A 25,311-nucleotide genomic window follows, 5' to 3' on the forward strand; every position below is an offset into this window, starting at 1 on the left:
CGTCCTGCAAATTAAAGGGATATGGATTGCTGGCCTTTAACAATGCATGTCAAACAGGCGACACAGGCCAAAATGTGGGAGGGGGCTTGCTCCCGATGGCGGTGGGTCAGATATGGATTAATTGACTGACCCACCGCCATCGGGAGCAAGCCCCCTCCCACAGGTGTGACCTGGGCGATCATCGCCGCAGTACTGGTAAAACTCAGCAAAGTTGAAGAGCCGCGAGCAAACACGGGAACCCTCCCACCCGACACTTGTCCCCGCTTCCCATGTCACCCCCCACCGCGCAAATCCCTTAATTTTTCAAGCCTGCCGGAAGCCCCTCCAGGCCCCCGGCTGCGCCCGTTGTTTTTCAAGGGCGCCGCGCCTAGCGGCAAAACTGAATACGGACATTCTCTTAAACCGTGACTTATCAGGCAGGTTACCCCATGCAGTTCAGCGACTTACTGGCAGCGATCTCCACCCATGCGATCCGTCTGCAAACTGAAGAAGGCGACCTGATCGTCCTGGGCGATGACGAGGCGTTGGATGACGCGCTCTGGGATCAATTGATCGCGCATAAACCCCAGTTGCTGGCCCTGGTCGCCGAGCATGGCGGTGACTGGCTGAGCCCGGCTTATCGCATCACCCCGGACATGCTGGCGCTGGTCAACCTCGACCAGCCGGCCATCGACCGTATCGTCGCGTCCATCCCCGGCGGCGCGGCGAATGTGCAAGATATCTACCCCCTGGCGCCGCTCCAGGAAGGCATGCTTTACCACCATCTTTCTGCCGCGCAGGGCGACCCCTACGTGCTGCACGCGCAGTTTGTGTTCGACAGCCGTGCACGCCTGCAAGCCTTTGCCGAGGCGCTGCAATGGGTGATTGACCGCCACGATATCCTGCGCACCTGCATGGTGTGGGAGCGCCTCGACGAGCCGCTGCAAGTGGTGTGGCGCAAGGCGCAGCTGGCGTGTGAAGAAGCGCATTTTGATGGCGGCGACCGTCTCGCTCAATTGCTCGCGCGCTATGACGCCCGCGCCTATCGCATGGACCTTGGCCAGGCGCCGCTGCTGCGTCTGGTGTTCGCCGAGGACCCGGCCAACCAGCGTGTGGTGGCGATGCTGTTGTTCCACCACACCATTCTCGATCACACCGCCCTGGATGTGGTGCGCCATGAAATCCAGCTGTACTTGGCCGGTGAGCACGCGCAAGCGGGCACGCCGGTGGCGTTTCGCAGCTACATCGCCCAAGTGCGCCAGGGTGTGAGCGAACAGGCCCATGAGGCGTTCTTTCGCGACATGCTCGCCGATATCGATGAACCGACGCTGCCGTTCGGCCTGCAAGATGTGCAGGGCGATGGTCAGGGCATTGATGAAGCGCGCATTCCCGTCGATAGCGCCCTTGGTCGTCGCCTGCGCAGTGTGGCGCGGCCGTTGGGGGTGAGTGTGGCGAGCCTGATGCACCTGGCGTTGGCGCGGGTGTTGGGCGTGGTTTCCGGTCGCGAGGCGGTGGTGTTCGGCACCGTGATGCTCGGGCGCATGGGCGCAGGCGAGGGCGGTGAGCGGGCCTTGGGCATGTTCATCAACACCTTGCCGTTGCGGGTTGATGTTGGCGCGCAAAGCGTGCGCGCTGCGGTGCAAGTCACCCACGAGCGTCTTACGCGCCTGCTCGATCACGAACATGCGTCCCTGGCACTGGCCCAGCGCTGCAGCGGGGTGGCAGCACCCACACCGTTGTTCAGCGCGATCCTCAACTATCGCCATAGTGCGGCCACCGACATGGCCGCCGTGATCGAGGTTGCCGAAGGCATCCAGGTCCTGGGCGCCGAAGAGCGCACCAACTACCCGCTGACGGTCAACGTCGACGATCTGGGGCAAGACTTCGCGCTGACGGTGATGGTGGATGCGGCCATCGGTGCACAGCGGGTTGCCGGCTATCTGCACACCGCGCTGCAAAGCCTGGCCGACGCCCTTGAGCAGCGACCGGACAGGCCGCTCTGCGGCCTGAACATCCTGCCCGACGCTGAACGCCACGCCCTGCTGCATACCTTGAACCACAGCCCCACGCACTACGCCGATACCGCGTTGATCCACCAGCAAGTCGAAACCCACGCCGCCGCCCAGCCTGAAGCCATTGCCGTGCGCTTTGAGCAGCAGCGCCTCACCTATCGTCAACTCAACGAACGCGCCAACCAGGTCGCGCATGCACTGCTGGCCCAGGGCGTGGAGCCTGACAGCCGCGTGGCGATCTGCGTGGAGCGCGGCCCGCAGATGATCATCGGCCTGCTCGGTATCCTCAAGGCCGGTGCCGGCTACGTGCCGATAGACCCGGCTTACCCGCAGGAACGCATTGCCTACACCCTGGCCGACAGTCAACCGGTGGTTGTGCTGGTACAGGCCGGCACTCGTCACCGGGTAGGCGAACTGGCGCAGCTTGACCTCGACAGCCTGGGCCAGTTGCCCATCACCGATCCACGGCTGCACCTGAGCCCGGCCAATCTGGCCTATGTGATTTACACCTCCGGCTCCACCGGCCAACCCAAGGGGGTGATGATCGAGCATCGTCAGGTGGCGCGCCTGTTCAGTGCCACTCAACACTGGTTCGGGTTCAACCCGCACGATGTATGGGCACTGTTCCACTCCTTCGCATTCGATTTTTCTGTGTGGGAAATCTGGGGCGCGCTGATGCACGGCGGCCAGTTGCTGATCGTGCCGCAACTGATCAGCCGCTCGCCGGATGAGTGCTACACGCTGCTCTGCGAAGCCGAAGTGAGCATCCTCAACCAGACGCCGAGTGCGTTCCGCCAGTTGATCGCGGCCCAGGGCCACAGCACCCAGGCGCATTCGTTGCGGCAGGTGATCTTTGGCGGTGAGGCCCTTGAACCGGCCATGCTCAAGCCATGGTATGCGCGGGCGGTGAATGCCGGTACGCAGCTGGTAAACATGTACGGTATTACCGAAACCACCGTGCACGTGACCTATCGTGCGCTGGAGGCGGCGGATGCCCAACTGGTGGGCGTCAGCCCGATTGGCGTACGCATCCCCGACTTGCAGCTGTATGTGTTGGATGAACAACACGAGCCGTTGCCATACGGTGTGGTGGGCGAGCTGTACGTGGGCGGCGCCGGGGTGGCGCGCGGTTACCTGAACCGCGAGGCACTCAACGCCGAACGCTTTCTCGCGGACCCGGCCACGGGCCTGCGCATGTACAAGACCGGTGACCTCGGCCGCCTGCTGGCCGACGGCAGTGTCGAGTACCTGGGGCGTAACGATGACCAGGTCAAGATCCGCGGTTTCCGTATCGAGCTGGGCGAAATCCAGGCGCACCTGGCCACCGCCCACGGCGTGCGCGATGCGGTGGTGATCGCCCGTGAGGATGAGCCGGGTGACAAGCGCCTGGTGGCCTACGTGATCACCGAGGGTGAGCCCAGCGTTGCCGCCTTGCGCGATCACTTGCTACAGAGCCTTGCCGAACATATGGTGCCCAGCGCCTTCGTGCGCCTGGAGGCGTTCCCCCTGACCACCAACGGCAAGCTCGACCGCAAAGCCTTGCCGGCACCCGATGCCGAGGCGTTGGCCCGGCGCAGTTATGCCGCGCCCCAAGGTGCGGTGGAAAACGCCATTGCGATAATCTGGCAGGACCTGCTCAAGCTAGACCGGGTGGGGCGTGATGACAACTTCTTCGAGTTGGGTGGGCATTCGCTGCTGGCGGTCAAGCTGATCGAACGCATGCGCCAGGTAGAGCTGAGTGCCGATGTACGCGTGCTGTTCGGCCAGCCGACCCTGGCAGCCCTCGCAGCGGCGGTGGGCGGGCACCATGAGGTGCAGGTCCCGGGCAATCTGATCCAGGAACACAGTGAGCACATCACGCCGGACATGCTGCCCTTGGTCGAGCTGGACCAGGCCGCCATCGATCACATCCTCCAGGCCGTGCCCGGTGGCGTGGCCAACGTGCAGGATATCTACGCTCTCGCGCCGTTGCAGGCCGGTATTCTCTACCACCACCTGGCAACCAGCGAGGGCGACCCCTACGTGTTGCAGGTGCAGTTGCGTTTTAACGACCAGGGCGCGGTGGATGGCTTTATTCAGGCGCTGCACAGCGTCATCGAACGCAACGATATCCTGCGCACTGCGATTCTCTGGGAGGGCCTGGAGGAACCGGTGCAAGTGGTGTTGCGCCAGGCGCCGCTGGCCGTTGAGCGCTTGGACACCCAGGGCGCCGATGCCCTGGCGCAGTTGCAACAGCGTTTCGACCCTCGCCACTACCGCCTGGACCTGTCTCGCGCTTCGCTGATGCGCCTGGCCTACGCTGAAGAGGCGGAAGGCTTGGTCGGCATCCTGCTGCTGCACCATATCCTGCTCGACCACACGGCGCTGCAAGTGCTGGTCGAAGAAATGAGCGCTAGCCTGCACGGCAACCGCGCGCAACTGCCTGACGCGGTGCAGTACCGCAACTACGTGGCTCAGGCGCGGCTGGGCCTGAGCCAGGCGCAGCACGAAGCCTTCTTCAGCCAGATGCTCGGCGATATCGACGAGCCAACCCTAGCCTTCGGCTTGCAGGATGTGAACGGCGACGGCAGCGGCATCCATGAGGCCCATCTGCCGCTGGAACCGGCCCTCAGCCTGGCCCTGCGCGAACAGGCGCGGCAACTGGGCGTCAGCACGGCGAGCCTGGTGCATCTGGCATGGGCCCAGGTGCTGGGCCAGGTGTCGGGCCAGCAGGACGTGGTGTTCGGGACGGTCTTGCTGGGGCGTATGCAGGGCGGCGAGGGCGCCGACCGCGCGCTGGGGATGTTCATCAATACCTTGCCGCTGCGGGTCAGCCTCGGCAGCGTCGGCGTGCAAGCCGGCGTACGCGCCACCCATGCGCGTCTGGCGCAGTTGCTCGCGCATGAACACGCCGCGCTGTCGCTGGCCCAGCGCTGCAGCGGCGTGCCGGGTTCGTTGCCGTTGTTCAGCACCTTGCTCAACTACCGGCACAGCGCACCCGATGACGCGCCGGGGGACAACCCCTTTGCCGCGTTCGGTATCCAGATCCTCAGCTCCGAAGAGCGCAGCAACTACCCGCTGGTACTCAACGTCGATGACCTGGGCACGGGGTTTGCCCTGACGGTGCAGGGTGTCGCCCATCTGGATGTGCAACGTGTGGGTGAGTACATGCTCACCGCGTTGCGCCATGTGGTGAGCGCGCTGCAACACGCGCCCACCACCGCCATGCACAAGGTGTCGATTGTGCCGCCCGCCGAGCGGCGCTTATTGCTTGAAGACTTCAATGCCAGCGCCCGGGAATACCCGTCGCAGCTCACCGTCGCTCAACTGTTCGAAGCCCAGGCACTGGCCCGGCCTGAAGCCGTGGCGGTGGTGCATGGCCCGCTGTCGCTGAGCTACCGTGGCCTCAATCGCCGTGCCAATCGCCTGGCCCATCATTTGATTGGCCGTGGCGTGCGGCCAGGTGAGGCGGTGGCCCTGGCGCTGCCGCGCTCCATCGACCTGGTCGTCAGCCAGTTGGCGGTGCTCAAGTGTGCGGCGGTGTACGTACCGCTGGATGTCAACGCGCCGCTCGAACGTCGAACCTTCATGGTGCAGGACAGCGGCGCCCGCCAGGTGCTGGACAACCTTGCCGAACTGGACCTGGCCGACCTGCCGGCGGACAACCCGGGGCTGGCCCGGTCTGCGCAGGACGTGGCGTACATCATGTACACCTCCGGCTCCACGGGCACGCCCAAGGGCGTGCTGGTGCCCCATCGCGGCATCACGCGCCTGGTCATCAATAATGGCTATGCCGACTTCAATGCCAGCGACCGCGTGGCCTTCGCCTCCAACCCGGCGTTCGATGCGAGCACCATGGATGTGTGGGGCGCATTGCTCAACGGCGGGCAAGTGCAGGTGATCGACCATGCCACCTTGCTCGACCCGTTGGCGTTCGGCGCCGAGCTTAAGGGCGCGACGGTGTTGTTCGTGACCACCGCATTGTTCAACCAGTACGTGCAATTGATCCCCGAGGCGTTGGCCGGTTTGCGCATCCTGCTGTGCGGCGGTGAGCGTGCTGACCCGGCGGCATTTCGCAGCCTGTTGGCGCGTGCACCGGCGCCGCGCCTGGTGCATTGCTACGGGCCGACCGAAACCACCACCTACGCCACCACCCACGAAGTGCGCGAGGTCGGTACGGATACCGACAGCGTGCCGGTGGGGCGGCCCATTTCCAATACACAGATCTACGTGCTCGATGCACAGATGCAACCGGTGCCGCTGGGCATCACCGGTGAAATCTGCATCGGCGGCGATGGCGTCGCCCTGGGCTATTTGAATCGCCCCGAGCTGACGGCTGAAAAGTTTGTGCAGGACCCCTTCAACCCGGGCGCCTTGCTGTACCGCACCGGCGACCTCGGGCGCTGGACGCAAGACGGCTTGCTCGAATGCCTGGGTCGCAACGACGACCAGGTGAAAATCCGTGGCTTTCGTATCGAGCTGGGTGAGATCGAGGCGCGCCTGGCCAGTTGCCCGGGCATCCAGGACGTCGCCGTGTTGGCCAGGGAAGATATGCCAGGTGAAAAGCGCCTGGTCGCCTACTTCACCTGGGCCGGGGCAGACCTGGGCATTGAGCTGGTCCACGCCTACCTGCAAGGGCAGTTGCCGGACTATATGCTGCCGTCGGCCTATATGCCGCTGGCCAGTCTGCCCCTGACCAACAATGGCAAGCTCGACCGCAAAGCCTTGCCGGCACCGGACCCGTCGGCCTTGCTCAGTCGTGGCTACGAAGCCCCGCAAGGCGAGGTGGAAACCCTACTGGCGCAGATCTGGCAAGACGTGCTCAAGCTCGAACGCGTCGGGCGTCACGATCATTTCTTCGAGTTGGGCGGGCATTCGCTGCTGGCGGTGAGCTTGATCGAACGTATGCGCCAAGTGGGCCTCAGTGCCGATGTGCGCGTGCTGTTCAACCAGCCGAGCCTGGCAGCGTTGGCGGCGGCGGTGGGCAGTGGTCGCGAAATCGTGGTGCCGGCCAATGGCATCCCGGCCGGTTGCACACAGATCACACCGTCCATGCTGAGCCTGGTGCAGCTCACTCCGGATGCCATCGAGCGTATCGTCGCCAGCGTGCCGGGTGGCGCGGAGAATGTGCAGGACATCTACCCGCTGGCGCCGTTGCAGGAAGGCATTCTCTACCACCACCTCAGCGCCGAACAGGGCGACCCGTACTTGCTGCAATCGCGCATGGCGTTCGACAATCTCGACCGCTTGCACGGGTTCATGGCGGCGCTGCAACAGGTGGTTGCCCGCCACGATATCCTGCGCACGGGCGTAGTCTGGGAGGGCCTGGACAGCCCGGTGCAAGTGGTGTGGCGCAAGGCGCAACTGGGGGTGCAGGAGGTTCATCTGGACCCGGCCGACGGCGGCATCATCGAACAACTGCACGCTCGCTTCGATGCCCGGCACTATCGGCTGGACATCACCCAGGCGCCGTTGCTGCGCATGGTCTATGCCCAGGACCCGACGCACAACCGTGTTGCGGCGATCCTGCTGTTTCACCACCTGGCGCTGGACCACACAGCCATGGAGGTGGTCGGCCAGGAAATGCGCGCCTTCATGTTCAACCAGGCCCAGGACTTGCCCGCTGCCGCGCCATTTCGCAACTATGTGGCCCAGGCGCGCCTGGGCGTCAGTGTGGCCGAGCATGAGCAGTTCTTTCGCGACATGCTCGCCGATGTGGATGAACCAACCTTGCCGTTTGGTTTGCAGGATGTGCAGGGCGATGGCCGTGCCATCGAGGAGGCCGGGCTGCCATTGGACGCCGCGCTGGCGCAGCGGGTCCGCCAGCAGGCGCGACAGTTGGGTGTGAGCGCCGCGAGCCTGATGCACCTGGCCTGGGCCCAGGTCGTGGGGCTGGTGTCGGGCCGCGATGACGTGGTGTTCGGCACGGTGCTGATGGGCCGTATGCAAGCCGGTGAAGGTGCAGACCGCGCGCTGGGGATGTTTATCAACACCTTGCCGCTGCGGGTCGATGTTGCCGCCGGGGCGTCAGCGGCGGTCAAGGCCACCCATGCACGCCTGAGCGCCGTGCTCGGGCATGAACATGCCTCGCTGGCCCTGGCTCAGCGTTGCAGCGGTGTGCCGACCAGCACGCCATTGTTCAGTGCCTTGCTCAATTACCGTCACAGCAACCCCGCCGAGATGGCCCGCGACGGCCACGGCATCTGGGAGGGCGTGCAGCTGCTGGGCGGTGAGGAGCGCAGTAATTACCCATTGACCCTGAGCGTGGATGACCTGGGCGACGGCTTCGGGCTGAGCGTGCTGGCGGTGCCACAGATCGGTGCGCAACGCCTGTGCGACTACATGCACAACGCTGTGGCGCAGTTGCTCACAGCCTTGGAGTGCACGCCGGACACGGCACTCAATCGCCTGCCGATCCTGCCCGCGGCGGAGTGTGAAACCCTGCTGCGCGAATTCAATGCCACGGCCCAGGATTTCCCCCGTGGCCACACCGTGCACGGCGCATTTGAGGTACAGGCTGAGCGCCAACCCCACGCCATTGCCGTGCAGCAGGGCGGCGAGGCGCTGACCTATCAGCAGCTCAATCAGCGTGCAAACCAACTGGCCCATCACCTGTTGGCCCTCGGCGTGCAACCGGATGACCGAGTGGCGCTGTGCTGCCGTCGTGGCCCGCAGATGCTGGTGGGGCTATTGGGCATTCTCAAGGCCGGCGCCGGCTATGTGCCGATTGACCCGGCGTATCCCGCCGAACGCATCGCTTATTTGTTGCAGGACAGCGCCCCGGTGGCAGTACTCGCTGAGGCCAGTACCCGTGACCTGCTGGGCACGATCATGCTGGTCGACTTGCATAACGCCGACTGGCAGCACCTGCCCGTCAACAATCCACAGTTGCCCGCACTGACGCCTGCGCACCTGGCCTATGTCATCTACACCTCAGGCTCCACCGGCCAGCCCAAGGGCGTAATGGTGGAACACCACAGCGTGGAGAACCTGGTGCATTGGCACTCTGAAGCCTTTGGCCTGGCTGCTGCGAGTCACACCAGCAGCGTGGCCGGGTTTGGTTTTGACGCGATGGCCTGGGAAGTCTGGCCGGCCCTGTGCGTCGGGGCGACCCTGCACCTGCCGCCCGCCGAAGTGGGCAATGAAAACATTGATGAATTGCTGGCCTGGTGGAGGGCGCAGCCGCTGGACGTGAGCTTTTTGCCCACGCCGGTAGCCGAGTACGCGTTCAGCCAACATCTGCAACACCCCACCTTGCGCATCCTGCTGATTGGCGGCGATCGCCTGCGCCAGTTCACTCAGGAACGGCGCTTTGCCGTGATCAACAACTATGGCCCCACCGAGGCCACGGTGGTTGCCACCTCCGGTCGCGTGCGGGCCGGGCAGGCGTTGCATATTGGTCGACCCATCGCCAATGCCGGCAGCTATGTGCTGGATGCGCAGTTGCGCCCGGTGCCGGTCGGTGTGGCCGGTGAGCTGTATGTAGGCGGCAGCGGTGTGGCACGGGGTTACTTGAATCGCCCGGACTTGACTGCCGAACGCTTCCTGCAAAACCCGTTCAGCCCGGGGCGCATGTACCGCACCGGCGACCTGGTGCGCTGGTTGCCCGACGGCAATCTGGAGTATCTGGGCCGCAACGATGACCAGGTCAAACTGCGTGGTGTGCGGGTTGAGCTGGGCGAAATCGAAAGCCGCCTGGCCGCGCTGGACGGCATTCGCGAAGCGGTGGTGCTGGTGCGCGAAGGCCGGCTGATGGCCTGGTTCACCGAGCAACGCGCACTCCCCATCGAGACCTTGCGCGCGCAATTGCAGGCGCAGCTTCCCGATGTGCTGGTGCCGGTCACCTACATGCGCCTCGATGTGCTGCCCCTGACCGCCAACGGCAAGCTGGACCGCAAGGCACTGCCCGATCCTGATCAGGCCGCCGTGCTCAGCCGCGAGTACCAGGCCCCCCAGGGCGAGGTCGAAACCACCCTGGCGCGTATCTGGGCCGAGGTGCTGCAAGTGGAACAGGTGGGCCGTCATGACCATTTTTTCGAACTGGGCGGCCATTCATTGCTGGCCGTCAGCCTGATCGAGCGTATGCGCCAGGTTGGCCTCAGCGCCGATGTGCGCGTGCTGTTCAGTCAGCCAACCCTGGCCGCGCTGGCCGCTGCTGTTGGCAGTGGTCGCGAGGTGCAAGTGCCGGCCAACCGGATCAGTGCCGAGTGCCAACGTATCACCCCCGACATGCTGGCGCTGGTGACCCTCGACCAGTGTGCGATTGATCAGGTAGTCGCCCAGGTGCCAGGCGGCGCTGCCAACGTGCAGGACATCTACCCGCTGGCGCCGCTGCAGGAGGGCATTTTCTACCACTACCTCACGGCCGCGCAGGGCGACCCGTACCTGCTGCAATCGCACCTGGCGTTTGACAGTGTCGAGCGTCTGCAAGCTTTCGCGCAGGCGCTGCAACAGGTGATCGACCGCCATGACATTCTGCGCACCGGGGTGGTGTGGGAGGGGCTGGCGCAACCGTTGCAAGTGGTGTGGCGCAAGGCGGCGTTGAGCGTTCAGGAGCTGCATTTGCACGGAGACGTGCTTGCCGGCCTGCATGAGCGTTTCGATGCGCGGCATCATCGCCTGGATATCAGCCAGGCGCCGTTGATCCGCCTGATGTATGCCCAGGACCCGGCCAACCAACGCGTGGTGGCGGTGTTGCTCTACCACCATATCGCCCTGGACCATACCGCGTTCGACGTGGTGCTGCGGGAAATGCAGGGTTACCTGCTCGGCCAAGCCGCGCCAATCACCGCGCCGATGCCGTATCGCAACTATGTGGCCCAGGCGCGCCTGGGTGTCAGCGAGCAGGAGCACGAAGCCTTCTTCCGTCAAATGCTCGGCGATGTGGATGAACCGACGCTGCCATTCGGTTGGCAGGATGTACGCGGCGACGGCAGTGCGATTGAAGAACATACCCTGCAACTGGACAACTCACTGAACCGGCGCCTGCGCAGCCAGGCGCGGCTGTTGGGCGTCAGCGGCGCCAGCCTGTTTCATCTGGCCTGGGCGCAGGTGCTGGCCGCGGTATCGGCACGCCACACGGTGGTATTCGGAACCGTGCTGGTTGGCCGTCTGCAAGGTGGCGAGGGTGCTGATCGGGCCCTGGGCGTGTTTATCAATACCTTGCCGCTGCGCCTGGACATCAATGACCAGGGCGCCCGCGCCGCCGTGCGGGCCACCCATGCGCGCCTCACGCAATTGCTCGGCCATGAGCACGCCTCGCTGGCCCTGGCCCAACGTTGCAGCGGCGTGGCGGCACCGGCGCCGTTGTTCAGTTCGATGCTCAACTATCGCCATCGCGGCGCCGCCACCCGTTCGGCGGACGCGCACTTGGCGTGGGAAGGTATGCAGACCCTGGTCAATGACGGGCGCACCAATTACCCGTTGACCCTGAACGTGGATGACCTGGGTGATGGTTACGCGTTCACGGCCTTGGCCCAGGTGGATGCGCAACGGCTCTGCGGTTATATGCACAACGCCTTGTCCGCGCTGGTCGAGGCCCTTGAGCAGGCACCCCAGCAGGCGATCAATCGCCTGTCGATCCTGGGACCAGAAGAGCGGCAACAGCTGCTGGTGCGGTTCAATGCCACCGAGGTCAACTACAACCTCGACCAGACCCTGCACGGGATGTTCGAGGCCCAGGTTCTGCGCACGCCGCACGCCGTGGCGGTAAAGGCCGGCGAACAGCAACTGAGTTACCAACAGCTCAATGAGCACGCCAACCGCCTGGCCCATCACCTGCGTGAAAGGGGCGTGCAGCCGGACTCACGGGTAGGCATTTGCCTGGAGCGTGGCCTGGACATGGTGATCGGCCTGTTCGCCATCCTCAAGGCCGGTGGCGGTTATGTGCCGCTGGACCCGGCCTACCCGCAAGAGCGCATCGCCTACATGCTGCAAGATAGCGCGCCGGTGGTGGTGCTGGCGCAAGCCGCCACTCGTGCCTTGCTGGGCGACGTGGCCGTGATCGACGTCGACCACAGCACCTGGCACCAGCAGCCTTGCGTCAACCCGCAGGTCGCGGGCCTCACTGCCCGGCACACGGCCTACGTGATCTACACCTCCGGTTCCACCGGCCAGCCCAAAGGCGTGATCAATGAACACGCCGGGGTGGTCAACCGTCTGTTGTGGATGCAGGACGCCTATGGCCTCAAGGCCCACGACACGGTCTTGCAGAAAACCCCGTTCAGCTTCGACGTGTCGGTGTGGGAGTTCTTCTGGCCGCTGTTTACCGGCGCACGCCTGGTGATGGCGCGCCCGGGTGGGCACAAAGACCCTGCGTACCTGTGCGAAGTAATCGAGGCAGAAAACATCACCACCCTGCACTTTGTGCCGTCGATGCTTGACGTGTTTCTGGCCCATGGCGATGTGAGCCAGGCGGCCGGGTTGGTGCGCGTGATGTGCAGCGGCGAGGCGCTGCCGGGCAGCCTGGTGCGTCGGTTCAAGCAGCAGTTGCCGGGCATTGGTTTGTACAACTTATATGGCCCCACGGAAGCGGCGGTGGACGTGACGGCCTGGAACTGCGCCCGCCCGGACGTGCCGGACAACACCCCCATCGGCAAGCCGATTGCCAACACGCGCATGTACGTGCTGGACGGGCAGTTGCAGCCGGTGCCCCTGGGCGTGGTCGGTGAGCTGTTCATCGCTGGCGTGCAAGTGGCGCGGGGTTATCTGAACCGTGCGCAGCTGACCGCCGAGCGCTTCCTCGATGACCCGTTTGCGCCTGGCCGGATGTACCGCACCGGTGACCTGGGCCGCTACTTGCCGGACGGCAATATCGAATACCTGGGGCGCAACGATGACCAGGTGAAAATCCGTGGTCTGCGCATCGAGCTGGGGGAAATCCAGGCGCGGCTGATCGAGCATTCGGCGGTCAACGACGCGGTGGTGGTGGTTCGTGATGAGCGCCTGGTCGCCTATTACACTGGCCTGCCAAGCGACATCGACGGCCTGCGCGCCCAGCTGTTGCAGCACCTGCCGGACTTTATGGTGCCCGCGCTGTTCGTGCACCTGCCCGTCATGCCCCTGAGCCCCAACGGCAAGCTCGACCGCAAAGCGTTACCCGCACCGGGTATGGACGCACTGACGGTGCGTGAGTACGAAGCTCCCGAAGGCGATACCGAAATCCTGCTGGCCCGGTTGTGGTCCGAGCTGCTCAAGGTGGAGCGGGTAGGCCGGCATGACAATTTCTTTGAACTGGGCGGGCACTCGCTGCTCGCTGTGAGCTTGATCGGGCGCCTGCGCCAGGAAGGCATGGAAGCCGATGTGCGAGCGTTGTTCGAACAACCGACCCTGGCCGGCTACGCCGCAATGACCGAACGAATGGAGATCGTCCTGTGAACATCCTCGAGCTGCTGGCAACCCTGAAAACCAAGGACGTGCAACTGGCGCTCAAGGGCGAACAGTTGTCGGTGAACGGCAACCGGCAAGCCTTGAGCGACCCGGCAATATTGGCCGCCTTGCGCGAGCACAAACCGGCGCTGATCGAGCTGATCAAGGCCGGTGAGTACTCGGCTGCCAAGGTTGGCGAAGTGGCCGTACCGGCCAATGGCATTCCCGCCAACGCCGAGCGCATCACCCCCGACATGCTGACCCTCTCGACCCTGAGCCAGGACGAGATCGAGCGCATCATCGCCACCGTGCAGGGCGGTGTGGCGAATATCCAGGACATCTATCCGTTGGCGCCATTGCAGGAAGGCATTCTGTTTCACCATGCCAGCGCCGAGCAGGGCGACCCCTACGTGATGCAGTCGCAGTTCGCGTTTGACAGCCTGGAGCGCTTCGAGGCGTTTGCCCAGGCGCTGCAAAGCGTGATGGACCGCCACGACATTTTACGCACCGGGGTGGTCTGGGATGGCCTGGCGCAACCTTCGCAAGTGGTGTGGCGTCAGGCGCGCCTGCCGGTGCAAGCTTTGATGCTCGACCCGGCCGACGGCGATATCGCCGCACAGCTGCATGACCTATTCAATGCCCGTCATTATCGCCTCGACGTGACCCAGGCACCGTTGTTGCGCCTGGTACATGCTGAAGACCGGACCCACCAGCGCATCGTCGCTACCTTGCTGTTCCACCATATGGCGATGGATCACAGCGCCTTGGAAGTGGTATGCCATGAAATGCAGGCGTGTCTGTTGGGGCAGGGCGCGGCCCTCGGCCAGGCCGTACCGTTTCGCAACTACGTGGCACAGGCGCGGCTGGGCATCAGCGAGCAGGAGCATGAAAGTTTCTTCCGGCAGATGCTCGGCGATATCGTCGAGCCGACCTTGCCGTTCGGGCTGCAGGATGTGCAGGGCGATGCTCGCGCCATTGCCGAGGTCAGCCTGCCATTGGCGCCGCAGCTGGCGCAGCGTATACGCGTGCAGGCCCGGCAACTGGGGGTGAGCGCCGCCAGCCTGTTCCATCTGGGCTGGGCCCAGGTACTGGCGGTGTTGGCCGGCAAGGCGCAGGTGGTGTTCGGCACCGTGTTGATGGGGCGTATGCAAGGCAGCCATGCGACTGACCGCGCCTTGGGGATCTTCATCAACACCTTGCCGTTTCGTGTGGATATCGACGCCCAGGATGTACGCAGCGGGGTCAAGGCCACCCACGCACGTTTGACCACGCTGCTGCGCCATGAGCACGCGGCCCTGGCATTGGCCCAGCGTTGCAGCGGCGTGATCGCCCCGACGCCGCTGTTCAGTGCGCTGCTCAATTACCGTCACAGCGCTCCCGCCGCCAGTGCCGAGGCAGTGTCGGCCTGGCACGGCATTACCGCACTGCGCGCCGAGGAACGCACCAACTACCCGTTGACCCTGAGTGTGGACGACCTGGGCGAAGGCTTCGGCCTGAGTTTGCTGGCCAGCACCCAGGTCGACCCCCACCGCGTCTGCGCCTACCTGCACACCGCGCTGGAAAACCTGGTTACCGCGCTGGAGCAGGCGCCGCACACTGCGCTTGACCAACTTTCGGTAGTGCCCGCCGCCGAACAGCGCCTGCTGTTGCAACAGTTCAACGCCACCCAGGCCGTGTTCCCGCAAGGCACCACCTTGCACGGGCGTATCGAAGCCCAGGCTGCGCTCACGCCGGACGCCATCGCCGCCGTGCACGAAGGGCGGCAACTGACCTACGTCGAACTCAACCAGCAAGCCAACCTGCTGGCCCATCATCTGCTGGCGCTGGGGGTTCGGCCCGATGATCGCGTGGCCATTGTGGCGCGGCGCGGGCTCGACACCCTGGCTGGGCTGCTGGCGATCCTCAAGGCGGGTGCCGGTTATGTGCCGGTAGACCCGTCCCACCCGGCCGAGCGTTTGAGCTACTTGCTCAGCGACAGTGCCCCGGTGGCGGTGCTCACCCAACACGCGTTGCTGGCTCGTTTGCCCGAGCTCGAGGTGCCGGTGATCAACCTCGATCGCTTCACCTGGCAGCATCACTCGGCGAGCAACCCCAAGGTCGCTGTCGGCCCGACGAACCTCGCGTATGTGATCTACACCTCGGGTTCTACCGGCTTGCCCAAAGGTGTGATGGTGGAGCACCACACCGTCGCCAACCTGGTGGACTGGCATTGCAGCGCTTTTGACCTGCGCGCCGGGCGGCATACCGCCAGTGTTGCCGGTTTCGGCTTTGATGCGATGGCCTGGGAGGTCTGGCCGGCGCTGTGTGTGGGCGCCACCCTGCACCTGCCGCCGGCCCATGACGGTGCTGAAGATATCGACGCGCTGCTGGCCTGGTGGTGCGCACAGCCTTTGGACGTAAGCTTCCTGCCCACGCCGGTGGCCGAGTACGCGTTCAGCCAGACTATCGAGCACCCGACCTTGCGCACCCTGCTGGTCGGTGGCGATCGCCTGCGCCAGTTCGGCCGGGCGCAGCGCTTTGAATTGATCAACAACTATGGCCCCACCGAAGCCACGGTGGTCGCCACGTCGGGCAAGGTCGAGGCGGGCCAGCCGTTGCATATCGGCAAGCCCATCGCCAATGTCACCGTCTACGTGCTCGATGAACATCAACGCCCGGTGCCACTGGGGGTGGCGGGGGAGTTGTACGTAGGCGGCAAGGGCGTGGCGCGAGGTTACCTGAACCGCCCGGAACTGACCGCCGAGCGCTTCCTGCGCGACCCATTCAACCCCGGGCGCATGTACCGCACCGGCGACCTGGTGCGCTGGTTGCCCGATGGCACGCTCGACTACCTGGGGCGCAACGATGACCAGGTCAAAATCCGTGGCGTGCGCATCGAACTGGGCGAAATCGAAACCCGGCTCAACCAATTGCCTGGCATCCTGGAAGCGGTGGTGCTGGTGCGTGAAGAGCGCCTGGTGGCCTACTTCACCGAAAACCCGCAACTTGACGCGCTGACGGTAGGCGAAATCCGCGCTCACCTGGTGGCGCAGTTGCCGGACTACATGGTCCCGGTCGCCTTCATGAAGCTCGACGCGCTGCCGCTGACCACCAATGGCAAGCTCGACCGCAAGGCTTTGCCAGTGCCGGACATGGCCGCAGTGTTTACCCGCGAATACGCAGCGCCCCAGGGCGAGATCGAAACCGTGCTGGCGCAGATCTGGGCCGAGGTGTTGCAAGTGGAACGGGTCGGGCGGCGTGACCATTTCTTTGAGTTGGGCGGGCACTCGCTGCTGGCGATGCGCATGGTCTCCCAGGTCCGCCAGCGGCTGGGGGTCGAGTTGGCGCTGGGCGACCTGTTCGCCAACGCCGAACTGGCAGCGGTCGCTGAACTGCTGGCCCAGGCCGGGCGCAGCACCTTGCCGGATATCCTGCCGGCCAATCGTGATGAAGAGATGCCGCTGTCGTTTGCCCAGCAGCGCCTGTGGTTCCTGGCGTTGATGGAGGGCGCCAACACCGCCTACAACATTCCTATCGGCCTGCGTTTGCGCGGGCAGTTGCATGTGCAGGCACTGCAACGGGCGCTGGCGCGGATCGTGGCGCGGCATGAAACCCTGCGCAGCCGCTTTGCCCAACACGGCGACCAGGCCCAGGTGCTGATCGTGCCGGCCGAGGAGGTGTTACCGCTGCAGGTGCAAGACTTGCGTCGCCACGCGCAACCGCAACAGGCGCTGGACGCGCTGATCCACGGCGAAGCCTCGGCGCCCTTCGACCTGGAGCGTGGCCCGTTGCTGCGCGGTCGCCTGGTGGTGATGGCCGACGATCACCATGTGCTGCTGCTGACCCTGCACCATATCGTCTCCGATGGCTGGTCCATGGGCGTGCTGACCCGTGAACTGATGGCGCTGTACCAAGCCTTCAGCCACGGCCAATCCGACCCGCTGCCGCCCTTGCCGATCCAGTACGCCGACTTTGCTGTGTGGCAACGCCTGTGGTTGAGCGGCGAAGTGTTGCACCGCCAAAGCACCTATTGGCAGCAGACCCTGGCCGGCGCGCCGGCGTTGCTGACCCTGCCCACCGACCGCCCGCGCCCGGCGCAGCAGGACTACGCCGGCAGCAGCGTCGAAGTGCGCCTGGATGAACGCCTTACTGCCGGGCTCAAGGCCTTGAGCCAGCGCCATGGCACCACCCTCTATATGACCTTGATGAGCGCCTGGGCTTCGTTGCTGGCGCGCTTGTCCGGACAGCCGGAGCTGGTGATCGGCACGCCGGTGGCCAACCGCACGCGCACCGAGGTGGAAGGGCTGATCGGTTTGTTCGTCAACACCCTGGCGCTGCGCATCGACACCTCGGGCGAGTTGAGCACCGAGGCCCTGCTGGCTCGGGTCAAGGCGCTGACACTGGCGGCCCAAGCCCATCAGGATTTGCCGTTCGAACAGGTGGTGGAAATCACCCGGCCGCCGCGCAGCCTGGCCCATAGCCCGCTGTTTCAGACCCTGCTGAGCTGGCAGGACAGCAGCGCGCCGACCCTGGCGTTGGGCGACCTGGCCCTGGAAGGCATTGTCGAAAACAGCCATTTCGCCAAGTTCGACCTGTCGCTGAACCTGGGGGAAGTGCAGGGCAGTATTCTCGGCGCGCTGGAATATGCCGTGGCGCTGTTCGATGAATCGACGATACGGCGTTACCTCGGCTACTTCACCCGCGTGTTGCAGGCCATGGTCGCTAACGACCAGGCGGTGCTTGCGCATGTGCCGCTGGTGGATGAGCGTGAGCGCAAGCAGTTGCTGGTGGATTTCAACGCTACCACTGTGGACTACCAGCTCGACCAGACCCTGCACGGGATGTTCGAAGCGCAGGTACTGCGCACGCCGCAGGCCGTGGCGGCAAAGGCCGGCGAGCAGCAACTGACCTACGCCGAACTGAACGCTCGCGCCAACCAACTGGCCCACCACCTGCAAGCCCTCGGCGTGCAGCCGCAGGCGCGGGTGGCGATCTGCGTGGAGCGTGGCCTGGACATGGTCATTGGCCTGTACGCGATCCTCAAGGCCGGCGCCGCCTATGTGCCGCTGGACCCGGCGTACCCGCCGGAGCGTATCGCCTACATGCTGCACGACAGCGCGCCAGCGGTGGTACTGGCCCAGGGCAGCACCCTTGGGCTGCTGGGCGAGGTGCCGGTGGTCGATCTGGACCAGCCCACCTGGCAGCACCAGCCCATCACCAACCCAGCGGTGGCCGGGGTGGCCGCCTATGTGATCTACACCTCCGGCTCCACCGGCCAGCCCAAAGGCGTGATCAACGAACACCCCGGGGTGGTCAACCGCCTGCTGTGGATGCAGGACGAATACCGGCTCACGGGAGGCGATACGGTGTTGCAGAAAACCCCGTTCAGTTTCGATGTGTCGGTGTGGGAATTCTTCTGGCCGCTGTTCACCGGCGCACGCCTGGTGATGGCGCGCCCGGATGGGCATAAAGACCCTGAGTACCTGTGCCAGGTAATCGCAGCCGAAGGGGTCACGACTTTGCACTTCGTGCCGTCGATGCTTGATGTCTTCCTCGCCCACGGTGACGTCAGCCAGGCGGGCGGGCTGGTGCGGGTGATGTGCAGCGGCGAAGCCTTGCCGGGCAGCCTGGTACGCCGCTTCAAACAACAGTTGCCGGGCAGCCAGTTGCATAATCTCTATGGGCCCACCGAAGCGGCGGTGGATGTCACTGCCTGGCACTGCGCAGGCTTTGACGTGCCCGACAACACCCCCATCGGCAAGCCAATCGCCAACACGCGCATGTACGTGCTGGACGGGCAGTTGCAGCCTGTGCCGTTGGGCGTGGTGGGCGAATTGTTTATCGCGGGGGTGCAAGTCGCACGGGGTTACCTCAACCGTGCCGAACTGACCGCCGAGCGTTTCCTCGATGACCCGTTTGCCCCTGGGCGCATGTACCGCACCGGTGACGTCGGGCGCTACTTGCCGGATGGCAACATCGAGTACCTGGGGCGCAATGATGACCAGGTCAAGATCCGTGGCCTGCGCATCGAGCTGGGCGAAATCCAGGCACGCCTGACCGAGCATCCGGCGGTCCAGGAAGCCGCCGTGATTGCCCGCGAGCAGCGCCTGATCGCTTACTACACCGGCGTGCCGAGTGAAATTGAAAGCCTGCGCGCCCATTTGCTGCTGCACCTGCCGGAGTTCATGGTGCCGGCCAGCTTCGTGCACCTGGAGGCGCTGCCGCTGAGCCCCAATGGCAAACTCGACCGCAAGGCATTGCCGGCACCGGGCGTGGAGGCGTTGGTGGTGCGCGAGTACGAGGCGCCGCTGGGCGACACGGAAATCACCTTGGCCGCGCTGTGGGCCGAGTTGCTCAACGTGGAACGCGTGGGCCGACACGACAACTTCTTCGAACTGGGCGGCCACTCGTTGCTGGCGGTCAGCCTGATCGGGCGTATGCGCGGCCTGGGCTTGTCGGCGGACGTGAAAGTGCTGTTTGGTCAACCGACCTTGGCTGCCCTGGCGGCAGCTTTGGGTAGCGGGCGTGAAGTGGCGGTGCCGGCCAATGGCATTGCGGCCGATTGCGCGCGCATCACGCCAGACATGCTGGCGCTGGTCAGCCTGGATCAAGCAGCCATCGAGCGCATCGTCGCCAGCATCCCCGGCGGTGCGGCGAATGTGCAGGATATCTACCCGCTGGCGCCGTTGCAGGCCGGCATCCTGTATCAGCATCGCGCTGCGCAAGGTGATGACGCCTATGTGTTACAGGCGCAGTTTGCCTTTGACAGTCGCGCACGCCTGGAGGCCTTCGCCAGCGCATTGCAGGCGGTGATCCAGCGTCATGACATCCTGCGTTCATCCTTGCATTGGGAGGGCCTGGAAGAACCGGTGCAGGTGGTGTGGCGCCACGCCCGGCTAAGTGTTGAGAGCGGTCCGCTGCCGTCACGCCTGGACCTTGGCCAGGCGCCGCTGATGCGGTTGGTGTACGCCGAGCAATCGCAACGGGTGGTCGCGACGTTGCTGTTTCATCACCTGGTGATGGACCACGTTGCCCTGGATATCCTGCAACACGAGCTGCAGGCGTTTCTGCTGGGCACTCAGGACACCCTGGCCGCGCCCGTGCCGTATCGCAACTACGTGGCCCAGACCCGTTTGGGCGCTGAGGATCACGAGACGTTTTTCCGCGAGATGCTCGGTGAGGTCGACGAACCCACCGAGGTGCCCAATCTGGGGGCCGTGGAAAACGTACGCGTGGGTCTCGACCTGTCGCTGAGTCGACGCCTGCGCAGCCAGGCCCGCCAGGCGGGGGTCAGTGCGGCCAGCGTGATGCATTTGGCCTGGGCTCACGTACTGGGCAAGGTTTGCGCCCGCGAGCAGGTGGTGTTCGGTACGGTGATGCTCGGCCGCCTGCAAGGCGGCGAAGGCGCCGAGCGGGCCATGGGCGTATTTATCAATACCTTGCCGCTGCGGGTCGACCTGGGGGAACACTCAGTGCTGACGGCACTGCGTACCACCCATGGGCGCCTGACTCAGCTGCTCGGTCATGAACATGCGCCCCTGGCGTTGGCCCAGCGTTGCAGTGGTGTGCCGGTGGCGACGCCGTTGTTCAGCGTATTGTTCAACTATCGTCACAGCGCACCCCAGGCCGGTGGCGTGGCCGAGGCGTGGCAGGGGATCGAGTTGTTCAAGGCCGAGGAGCACACGCACTACGGCGTGGCGATCAGCGTGGATGACCTCGGTGAAGGGTTCAGCCTGACCGTCATGGGGCAGGGCGCCCGGCGCTTGTGCGACTACCTGGAAATCGCGCTGGCGCAGGTGGTGCAGGCCCTGGAAGGTCATCGCGATATCGCCATCAACCGCTTGCCGATTCTGCCGCAGGTCGAACGCCAACGGGTGCTTGAGCACTTCAACGCCACTGCCCGTACATTCGCGCGTGAGCACACGGTGCAGCGCCTGTTCGAAGCCCAGGCCATGGCGCGTCCCGACGCGGTGGCGCTGGTGCACAACGAGCGGCGGGTGAGCTACGGCGAACTCAATACCCGCGCCAACCGCTTGGCCCATCACCTGCTCGGCCTGGGTGTGCGCCCTGGCGATCACCTGGCGATCCTGCTGCCGCGTTCGCTGGAGTTACTGGTCAGCCAATTGGCCATCCTCAAATGCGCCGCCGCGTATGTGCCGTTGGACGTGAATGCACCGGCTGAACGCCAGGGGTTCATGCTGCAAGACTGTGGCGCGGCCTGGTTGCTGACTCGCAGCGATTGCGTCATAGAGAGCGGGGTGCGTCGCCTGGACCTGGACACGCTTGGTCTCGCCCCGCAACCGAGCCACAACCCGGACCTGTCGCAACCCTCGGACAGCGTGGCGTACATCATGTACACCTCCGGCTCCACCGGCCAGCCCAAGGGCGTGCTGGTGTCCCATCGCGGCATTACGCGCCTAGTGCTCAACAACGGCTATGCCGATTTCAATGCCGCCGACCGCGTGGCCTTTGCGTCGAACCCAGCGTTCGATGCAAGCACCATGGACGTGTGGGGGCCACTGCTCAATGGCGGCCAGGTGCAGGTGATTGACCACGCCACCTTGCTCGATCCGAGCGCTTTCGCCCAGGCGTTGCAGGGCGTGACGGTGCTGTTTGTCACCACCGCGCTGTTCAACCAATACGTGCAATTGATTCCCCAGGCCCTGGCTGGCTTGCGCATCCTTTTGTGCGGCGGGGAGCGGGCCGATCCGGCGGCGTTCCGCACGCTGTTGGCGCAGGCTCCCGCGTTGCGCCTGGTGCATTGCTATGGGCCGACCGAAACCACCACTTACGCCACCACCTGCGAAGTGCACACGATTGCCGATGATGCCGACAGCGTGCCGGTGGGGCGGCCGATCTCCAACACCCAAGTGTATGTGCTCGATGCGCAGCAGCAGCCGGTACCGCTGGGTATCGTCGGTGAAATCTGCATTGGCGGCGATGGCGTCGCCTTGGGCTATTTGAATCGCCCCGAGCTGACGGCTGAAAAGTTTGTGCAGGACCCGTTCAACCCAGGCGCCTTGCTTTACCGTACGGGCGATCTCGGGCGCTGGACGGCCGACGGTCTGCTGGAGTGCATCGGGCGTAATGACGACCAGGTGAAGATTCGAGGTTTTCGTGTTGAGCTGGGTGAAATCCAGGCGCGACTGGCGACGTTCGCAGGCATCCAGGATGCCGTGGTGCTGGCCCGTGAAGAAGTTCCGGGGGACAAACGCCTGGTGGCCTATTTCACCTGGGCGGGCGAACCCGTTGCTGTCGAGTCGGTGCGGGCTTACCTGCACGCGCACTTGCCCGAGTACATGGTGCCGTCCGCCTACGTCGCGCTGGAGCAATTGCCGTTGACCGCCAACGGCAAGATCGACCGTAACGCCTTGCCGGTGCCTGCCTGGGACGCCTCGACCAGCCGCACGTTCGAAACGCCGGCCGACGCCCTGGAGCAGACGTTGGCGCAACGCTGGGCCGAGGTGTTGAAACTCGAACAAGTGGGGCGGCATGACAGCTTCTTTGAACTGGGCGGGCATTCGTTGTTGGCGATTCGCCTGGTCAACCTGCTGGACGAGGCCGGTTTGCCGGTGTCGTTGGCCGAGCTGTTCCAACATGCCAGCGTGGCCGGCGTCGCGGCGATGCTGCGTCAGCGCGGGGATGATGTACTGCCCGACACCCGCGTGATTACCGTGCGCAGCAGCGGGGCGCAGGCACCGTTGTTTCTGGTGCATGAGTTCAGCGGCATGGACGTGTATTTCCCGGCGCTGGGCCAGCACCTGCCGGGTGATTATCCGATCTACGGCCTGCCGGGGCTGGCGCTGGGCGAGGCCCACCTGAACAGCATGGAAGGCCTGGCGGCGCGCATGGTCGGGCTGATCCGCGAGATTCAGCCCCACGGTCCCTATCGGGTAGCGGGCTGGTCCTTTGGTGGGGTGCTGGCCTATGAAATCGCCATGCAACTGCTGGGGCTGGATGAAAGCGTGGCCTTCCTCGGTTTGATCGACAGCTATGTGCCGCGCCTGACTGACCAGGGCAAAGCACGCTGGAGCGGGCCGGATGCATTCAAGCGGCACCTGTTGCTGCAATGCACGGCTTATTGGAAAGCGCAGGGAGGTGTAAATGAGCTGGCAAGCCTTGAACAACTGGAGGCGCGGATTGGACAGTTGGACTTTGCGGATCTGCTGCAACGCTGTCGCGATCAAGGTTTGCTATACGCGCAAATGGCGGCGGCGTCGGACGCGGACCTATTGAGTTTTCTTCAGCGCGAAGTCGGGCACGGGCACGCCCTGGCCCACTACAGCCTGTTCCCGTTGCCGATTCCGGTGCACCTGTTCAGCGCCGAGCAGCGCCCCACCGAACTGTCGCAACGCAGTATGGCGTTGGGCTGGGACACGGCTTTGGCGCCCGGGCAACTGCGCCAGGTGCACGTGCCTGGGGATCACCAGAGCATGATGCAGGCGCCGCATATCCAGGGCCTGGGCCGAGCGATGACCGAGGCGCTGGCGACGAGTACGCCGGTGAGTTGCGCGGCCCATCAGCCGTTGTTGCGCATCCAGACTGGGCGCGCCGGCTATGCCCCGGTGTTCTGCGTGCCGGGAGCAGGTGACAGCGTGACCGGTTTCGTGGGCTTGAGCGACGCCCTGGGACGTGATTGGCCGCTGTATGGCCTGCAGCCCCGTGGGTTGGATGGCGAGGCGGTGCCCCATAGCCAGGTGGAAGTGGCGGCGCGGTGTTATCTCACGGCGTTGGAGCAGGAGTGCCCGAACGGGCCGGTGCATCTGGTCGGGCATTCGTTTGGCGGCTGGGTCGCGCTGGAAATGGCCCTGCGCTTGCAGGCGATGGGGCGCGAGGTGGGCTCTTTGACAGTGATCGACAGTGAGGCGCCGGGGCGTGATGGCAAGCCCTATACCTCGACGGCGGCGCTGTTGCGGTTGATCGAGGCGATGCAGTTGGCGGCTGGGAAGTCGCTGGGGATTGATCCGGTGGACTTCGCCGGGCGCGATGAGGTGGCGCAGCGACAGTGGCTGCATATGGGGATGATCGGCGTTGGCTTACTGCCGGCGCGTGCTGCCGTGGATGCAATGGATGGGCCTGCGCGTACTTATGCGGCGGCGTTGCGCACGGTTTATCGGCCGCAGGCGCGGTATGACGGGGTGGTGCGCCTGGTGCTGGCGCAGGATCCGGCCTTGGATGCGGCGGGGAACCAGCGTGAGCAGGGGTTGATGGTTGAGGGGTGGAAGGGGCAGGGGACTGGGTTGGAGGTTTGGTATGGCGGGGGTAATCACTTCACCTTGCTCAAGGTGCCGAATGTTTCGGGTTTGGCCAAGTGGTGGTTGGAAAGGGTTGGGGTTGGGGAGGTGGTGTCTTGATGCTTGTACACCGATCCAAATGGGGGCTCGCTTCCTATAACGGTTTGTCGGAGTACATATCCGTTCCTTTGGTAACGGCCACTTATGGTTCCGCTCTTACAGCGGCTCACTTTTGGAAAGGCCCAAAAGTAACCAAAAGGCCTTCGCCCCACCACTCGGCACCTCGCCTAGGCTCGGTGTGCCCGAACGCGAACTTTGGAGCGTGGGCCGCCGCGATGGGCCATCCATGGCCCAGCGCGGCTAACCCGGCGTCCTGCCGGGTTACCCACGCTCCAAAGTCCGCGTTCGGCCAGCGTGGTTTAACGGGGCGATGCCAGATCAAAAGCACAGCGCGGCGGCCTTATAGCCGACCGGTTTGTGAGGCCGAGTACCGCAAGAAATGTGGGAGGGCGCTTGCCCCCGGTAACCACGATGCGAAGCGAGCCGCCCTTGATCTTGATCTTGATCTGTTTTTGATCTTAGGCGCCCCGTTAAACCACGCTGGCCGGAATTCGACAGGGATTTGGGGGGTAAACCGGCAGGGATGCCGGTTTAGCCGCCCCGCGCCATGGATGGCGCGTGGCGGCGCCCCCCCCAAATCCATGGCGGATTACGGGCACACCGAGCCTGAGCGAGGTGCCGAGTGGTGGGGCAAGAGCGTT

At 64.7% G+C, this 25,311-nt stretch carries 2 protein-coding genes; both read left to right on the top strand.

What is annotated here, in order from left to right; translation table 11 throughout:
• The first annotated feature begins 428 nt into the window (after positions 1–428).
• Entirely contained in the window at positions 429–13,346 is a 12,918-nt protein-coding gene (locus E4O97_RS25015) for a non-ribosomal peptide synthetase (protein ID WP_248162545.1), read from the top strand.
• Positions 13,343–24,670, top strand: a complete 11,328-nt coding sequence (locus E4O97_RS25020) for a non-ribosomal peptide synthetase (RefSeq protein ID WP_216091599.1) — start codon at positions 13,343–13,345, stop codon at positions 24,668–24,670. Before E4O97_RS25015 ends, E4O97_RS25020 begins: the two co-directional genes overlap by 4 nt.
• The last annotated feature ends 641 nt before the right edge of the window (positions 24,671–25,311 follow it).

This window comes from Pseudomonas sp. W15Feb34, from assembly GCF_023127765.1.
GTDB classification, from domain to species: Bacteria; Pseudomonadota; Gammaproteobacteria; order Pseudomonadales; family Pseudomonadaceae; genus Aquipseudomonas; species Aquipseudomonas synxantha_A.

What these genes read in the sequence shown, in the direction of transcription:
- E4O97_RS25015 (WP_248162545.1), top strand. Translation starts at nt 429, where the DNA reads ATGCAGTTCAGCGACTTACTGGCAGCGATCTCCACCCATGCGATCCGT.